Origin of the sequence: Microbacterium sp. (assembly GCF_035687345.1) — a bacterium.
GTDB lineage: Bacteria > Actinomycetota > Actinomycetes > Actinomycetales > Microbacteriaceae > Microbacterium.
On the sequence record NZ_DASRXZ010000137.1, the window covers coordinates 1 to 5,454 of the forward strand.

The 5,454-nt window shown below is 69.1% G+C and carries 4 protein-coding genes, 1 rRNA gene and 1 pseudogene; 3 read left to right on the top strand and 3 right to left on the bottom strand.

Annotation, left to right across the window (positions count from 1 at the left end; translation table 11 throughout):
* A 5S ribosomal RNA gene (gene rrf, locus VFF97_RS16200) occupies positions 1 to 114 on the top strand; the annotation flags it as partial.
* Between the two features lie 759 nt (positions 115 to 873).
* On the top strand, positions 874 to 1,734 hold the full coding sequence (locus tag VFF97_RS16205) for a hypothetical protein (protein ID WP_325034539.1): 861 nt from the start codon (positions 874 to 876) through the stop codon (positions 1,732 to 1,734).
* Between the two features lie 66 nt (positions 1,735 to 1,800).
* Here VFF97_RS16205 and VFF97_RS16210 read toward each other — a convergent pair whose 3' ends face one another.
* Positions 1,801 to 2,622, bottom strand: a complete 822-nt coding sequence (locus VFF97_RS16210; RefSeq protein WP_325034540.1) for a hypothetical protein — start codon at positions 2,620 to 2,622, stop codon at positions 1,801 to 1,803.
* A 49-nt stretch (positions 2,623 to 2,671) separates the two neighbouring features.
* Positions 2,672 to 4,171, bottom strand: coding sequence for a lipase maturation factor family protein (locus VFF97_RS16215; RefSeq protein WP_325034541.1), 1,500 nt, complete (start codon positions 4,169 to 4,171; stop codon positions 2,672 to 2,674).
* A gap of 148 nt (positions 4,172 to 4,319) precedes the next feature.
* Between VFF97_RS16215 and VFF97_RS16220 the strand changes: the two genes are divergently transcribed.
* Positions 4,320 to 4,898 carry a hypothetical protein gene (locus tag VFF97_RS16220; RefSeq protein ID WP_325034542.1) on the top strand — a complete coding sequence of 193 codons (579 nt, stop codon included), beginning with the start codon at positions 4,320 to 4,322 and terminating at the stop codon, positions 4,896 to 4,898.
* Positions 4,899 to 4,902: 4 nt separating this feature from the next.
* On the opposite strand, the pseudogene nadE reads toward VFF97_RS16220, so the two are convergent.
* Positions 4,903 to 5,454, bottom strand: a pseudogene (gene nadE, locus VFF97_RS16225) (NAD(+) synthase); the annotation flags it as partial.

The following is a 5,454-nucleotide window of genomic DNA, read 5'->3' on the forward strand; positions in this document are numbered from 1 at the left end:
GGCGGCCATAGCGAAAGGGAAACGCCCGGTCCCATTCCGAACCCGGAAGCTAAGCCTTTCAGCGCCGATGGTACTGCAGGGGAGACCCTGTGGGAGAGTAGGACACCGCCGGACACCCACATCCCCGAATGGCCACCACACGGTGGCCATTCGGCGTTAACAACACAAACGAACAGCGCAGCCCTCAAGGCGATAAGGAGAACCATGTCGGACGAACGAGAGTCCCGCGAGAAGCGACCGCGTCCGCGGTACGCCGCGGCGGACGACGCAAACCGACGGCGCTCCGAACGCCCTTCGGGCCGCGACGGCAAAGACGCCGGCCGCGAGCGCAACGCTGATCGTGCCGACTCATCCCGCGACGAACGCCCGAGCCGCGGCGCGGGCGCTGGTCGTCGCCCCTCTGGCGGCGGTCGCGATGCCGGCCGCACCTCGTCCGGCCGGACGTCCGGAGAAAAGCCGTATGGGGCCAAGCGCTACGGCGACAATCGCTCGAGCACCGGCCGCCTCGGGGATCAGAAGTCCTACGGGCAGAAGAAGCCCTACGCGGGCAAGCGCGCCGACGATCGTCCCGGCGGCGACCGCCGCGCGGCATCCGGCAAGCCTTACGGGGCTGACCGAGGTGGCGACCGCCCTTACGGCGACAAGCGCGGCTCCGGCCGCCCGTACGGCGACAAACGTGGGGCCGGCGGTTCGCGCAAGGGCGAGTATCGCGGTGACCGCCCGTACGGCGACCGCCGCGAGGCGGGCTCCCATCGCGACGGTCGTCCTGGCGGCCGTACGCAGCGCCCGGACCAGCGTCGCGACAACCGCTTCGGTGCGCCCGCCGGGCGCCCGCCACGTTCAGGGTCGCGCGATGACCGCTCCCGTGAGCAGGTGCGCGATTCGGACGAGCGGGCGGCGCGGCATCCGGCTCCTCCGATCCCCGAGGACGTCACGCCGCGCGATCTCAACCCGGCTGCCCGCAACGAACTCAAGACCCTGAGCAAGGAGAACGCGGAGAAGGTCGCCCGCCACCTCGCGATGGCGGCGGCGCTCATCGACGACGATCCCGCGCTCGCCCACGAGCATGCACTGGCGGCCGTTCGCAGCGCCGGACGAATCGCCGTCGTGCGCGAGACTGCTGCGATCACCGCGTACGCGATCGGCGACTACGCTCTCGCGCTGCGGGAGCTGCGAACGTACCGGCGGATCTCAGGGCGCGACGACCAGATCGCGCTCATGGTCGACTCCGAGCGTGGAGTCGGTCGTCCCGACCGCGCGCTCGAGGTCGGACGCAGCGTCGACCGATCGACGCTCCCTCCCGCGGTGCGTGTGGAGCTTGCGATCGCGATGTCGGGCGCGCGTCTCGACCTCGGCCAGACCGAGCGGGCGCTGCTCGAACTCGACATCCCGGAACTCGACCCGGACCGCGCTTTCGAGTGGAGCCCTGCGCTGTTCTCGGCGCGTGCCGCGGTGCTCGAGGAGCTCGGTCGCAGCGACGAGGCACAGGAGTGGCAGCGGCGCGCCGTCGTCGCGGCCGAGGCGATCGACGATGCATCCGGCCTCGCCGACAGCGAGACGATCTTCATCGAGGAGATCGAGGAAGGGGCTGACGAGCCCGCACTCGATGCGACCGTCGCGACGGAGTCGGCCGAAGCGGGCGAGCCCGCCCAGGACGGCCTCGCTGAAGACGCATCCGCCGAGGCATCCGCATCAGCCGACACCGCAACCGACACCGACACCGAAACCGAGTGAGAAACGCCCGCCGGGTGCCGGATCGCAATGCGATCGACACCCGACGGGCGTTCTGCGTCGGAGTGGTTACTCCGCGAGGTGCTGACGCGCCGCAGTCACGATCGCGTCGTACAGCCGGTTGGCGTGCTCGTCGGTGAAGATGCCGTCGGACATGCCGACCATCGACGAGACGAACGGCTCCCGGTTGGCTTCGATCGCTGCGTCGTCGAGACCGACGAACGGCGCGCCGAGCATCACGAGCGTCTCGTCACTGTAGACGGCTGAGACCTCCTCCTCCGAGATACCCGGGACGGCATCCTGCACGATCGCGAGGATCTCGGGGCGGACGATCGCGAGGTACGCCTCTTCGTCATAGGCACCCGCCACGGGAGCGTCGTCGACGGCCTCGTCGTCGGTCGCGGTGCCCTCATCGGTCGCGTCGTCTTCCGTCGTGACATCCGAAGACGTGACGGATTCCTGGGCGGCCGCCGCCGCGGTCAGACCGACCAGCACGAACGAGAAGACCATCGCGGCGATGGCCGCGAAGCCGCCGAGAACGGCGATCACGAGTGCAGCGATGCCGAGGCCCTTGCCGCCCTGCTTCTTGTTGGCGAGCACGACGATGCCGAGGATGAGAGCCGCGAGCAGCACGAGCCCGCCCAGCAGCGCGAAGATGAACGAGACCCCGACCAGCGGCAGGAAGCCGAGCGCGACGAGCCCGACGCCGACTACGGCGACGATCAGCGCGACGATGCCGAGGACCTTCGGGCGGGTGTCGGGTGCCGGTGGCATCGGCGCGCTGCCGTAGACAGCCGTCGGCTGGTCGGGGGAGGGATAGGCCGCCGCATGCTGTGCGGGCGGGTAGGCCTGGGTCGGCTGGTCGACGGCAGGCTCGGTGGGAGTGGACATGCTGTTCCTTGGTGTGATCGGGGTGTGCGAAGGGCGCAAGCGCTCCAGACTATCGCGTAGCGCTTTCGCGCCTGCCGCTGACCGGCCGAACGAGCAGCCGACGTCGGTCCCGCATCCACCGCTGCCCTGTGCGCCTGAACTCGTCGCGTGTCGCGAAGCGGTAGCGGTACGTCACGACCCGCACCCATCTCGGCCTCTCACCGCCGAACGGATCGTGCGCGAGCAGACGCAGCGTCGGCCGATCCGCCTCGAGGAGGCGCACGAGGAAGGTCGTGAACCATTCCTCGATCGGCCGCCCGAGCGGCAGGAACCACATGAGCCAATCGAGCCGCAGATGGTAGGGCGCGAATTGGCCCGGGATGCGGAACACGTCTCCGGGCTTGCCCTTGAACTCGTACGCATGCCAGGTCGCGGCATCCGGATCTTCGTCCATCGTGCCTTCGGCGATGTACTCGATCCGCTCCTTCGTGACCGTCCCGAACGCGCCGTACGCGTTCGCGAGCTGCCAGCGGTTGAAGCTCGCGTTCATGAGCTGGTGACGCGCCACGAGGTTCTGCGCGGGCCGCCAGCTCAGGACGATGTACAGCAGCGTGACCGCCGAGGTCACGATGAGCCAGTACAGCGGGAGTCCATCGATCAGCCAGGGCGGGTCGCTGGGCGGCTGCGCCGGTTCGAAGCGGATGCCGGGCAGCCCGACCGCCGAGAATCCGAGCACGATCGTGGCCCAGTTGAGCCACGCGAAGTTCCCTGTGATCACGAGCCACAGCTGGGTTCCGATCACGATGGCCGCGGCGACCGCGCCGATGATCGCGGGCACCGGTCCCGGGATCCACAGGCCGAGGACCGGCGCGAAGAGGAACCACGGCACCACGAGCTGCGCGAAGTGATTGCCCAGCACCTCGAACTTGTGGAACCACCGCGGCAACAGGTGCGCCTGCCGGCTGAGCGGGCCGGGCATCGGCTGCGTCTCGTGGTGATACGTCAGGGCGGTGAGGTCGCGCCACTCGCGTCCGCCGCGGATCTTGATCATGCCCGCGCCGAACTCGAGCCGGAAGAGCAGCCACCAGAAGAGCACCATGATCGCGGTCGCCGGAGGCTGGTCGTCGGAGCCGAGGAACGCCGCGAGGAACCCCATCTCGAGAAGCAGCATCTCCCACCCGAACGAGTAGAAGGTCTGGCCGATGCTCGTGATCGACATGTAGCCGATCCAGAGCGCGAGGAAGCACAGCATCGGCACCCACGGCGGCCCGAGCTGGGGGAGGCCGATCAGGAGCACCGCCGCGATCGCGATGCCGGTCCAGCAGAGGATGACGAGCCGCCGGTCGGTGTAGGCGATGTATCGGAAGATCGTCGGTCGCAGCATCCGGCCCCGCGACTTCGACGACGCGGCCCACTGCAGCAGGCGCGGCGCCGGCTGCAAGCCGTGCTCGCCCAAGAGCGGCCGGAACTGATTGAGCGTGGAGATGAAGGCGATGAGGAACAGCGCGGCGGTCCCACGTTGCAGCACCTGCCGCGCGAACTCGAAGTCGACTGCCGCGAACCCGTCCATGACTCATGCGGCCCGCCGGCACCTGCCTCGGGCCGTGACGACATCATCGCACCGCAGGGCCCCGCGGTGCACGGGCCCAAGGGCCCTTTCCGCGCGGCCCGCGGCTGGCCATGATGAAGGCACGGATCGGGAGACGGAAGGGGCGGCAATGGAATCGGTAGAGCTCGACACTCCGGCCGGCATCACCGCGCGTCTGGGCTGGGACCCCAAGATGAGCGAGCACGACCGCAAGCGCATTCTTGCGAAGGAGCTCATCGCCCAGCGACTTCGCATCGAGGAAGGCGACGTCGCGGTGATCCGCGAACAGCCGACGAAGTTCGGCCATCGCACTGAGCTCTATGCCGAGGTCAACGGCCAGAGCGTCCCGTTGACGATCCGCAACGTGAGCTTCCGCGGCGCGACCGTCGTCGCGGTGGCGGATCCCGGCCTCGCGATCGGGCTCGATCTGCGGGATGCCCACCCGGACGAGGCGACGATCCGCGAGATGCAGCGCCATTCGCACCTGTTCGACGAGGACAACGTGCAGTCGCTTCTCGAACACTGGACGCGCGTCGTCGCGATCCGTGAGGCCGACGGCCGCAAGAACCTCATCCGCGGCGACAACGTGCGACTGAACTCGCCGCGGACGAAGGGCTGGGTGCCCGACCGGAAGACGCAGTACGAGCTCGTCGACCTGTCGCGCGACGGATGGATCATCACGCTGGCATGGGCGCGGAAGGAGGAGTGAGCCCCTAGCTCCGCAGCTCGTCGGGAAGCACCGCGTCGAGCTCGGCGAGCCACGTCGTCGCCGTCCCGTCGGACGGTGCGCGCCAATCGCCGCGCGGCGACAGCGAGCCGGCGGGCGAGACCTTGGGCCCGTTGGGCACCGCCGACCGCTTGAACTGGGCGAACGCGAAGTACCGCTGCAGGAATACCCGCAGCCACTTCACGATCGTCGCGAGGTCGTACGCGTAGCGGTCTTCGTCGGGGAATCCGGGGGGCCAGGCTCCGGCATCCGCATCGCCCCACGCGTGCGACGCGAGGAACGCGATCTTCGACGGACGGAACCCGTAGCGCAGCACGTGGTACAGCGCGAAGTCGTGGAGCGCGTACGGGCCGATGCGGTCCTCGGTGGACTGCAGCTTGCCGTCCTGCGTCATCGGCACGAGCTCCGGGCTGATCTCGGTGTCGAGTACCGACTGCAGGACGCGCGCCGCCTCGGACGTGAGCTTCGTCGAGCCGTCGACGCCCTCGCCGTGCGAGATGACCCAGCGGATGAGGTGCTGGATGAGGGTCTTCGGCAC

Coding starts and splice junctions, on each gene's coding strand:
- VFF97_RS16210 (WP_325034540.1), bottom strand. CDS start 2,622: ATGTCCACTCCCACCGAGCCTGCCGTCGACCAGCCGACCCAGGCCTAC.
- VFF97_RS16215 (WP_325034541.1), bottom strand. CDS start 4,171: ATGGACGGGTTCGCGGCAGTCGACTTCGAGTTCGCGCGGCAGGTGCTG.
- VFF97_RS16220 (WP_325034542.1), top strand. CDS start 4,320: ATGGAATCGGTAGAGCTCGACACTCCGGCCGGCATCACCGCGCGTCTG.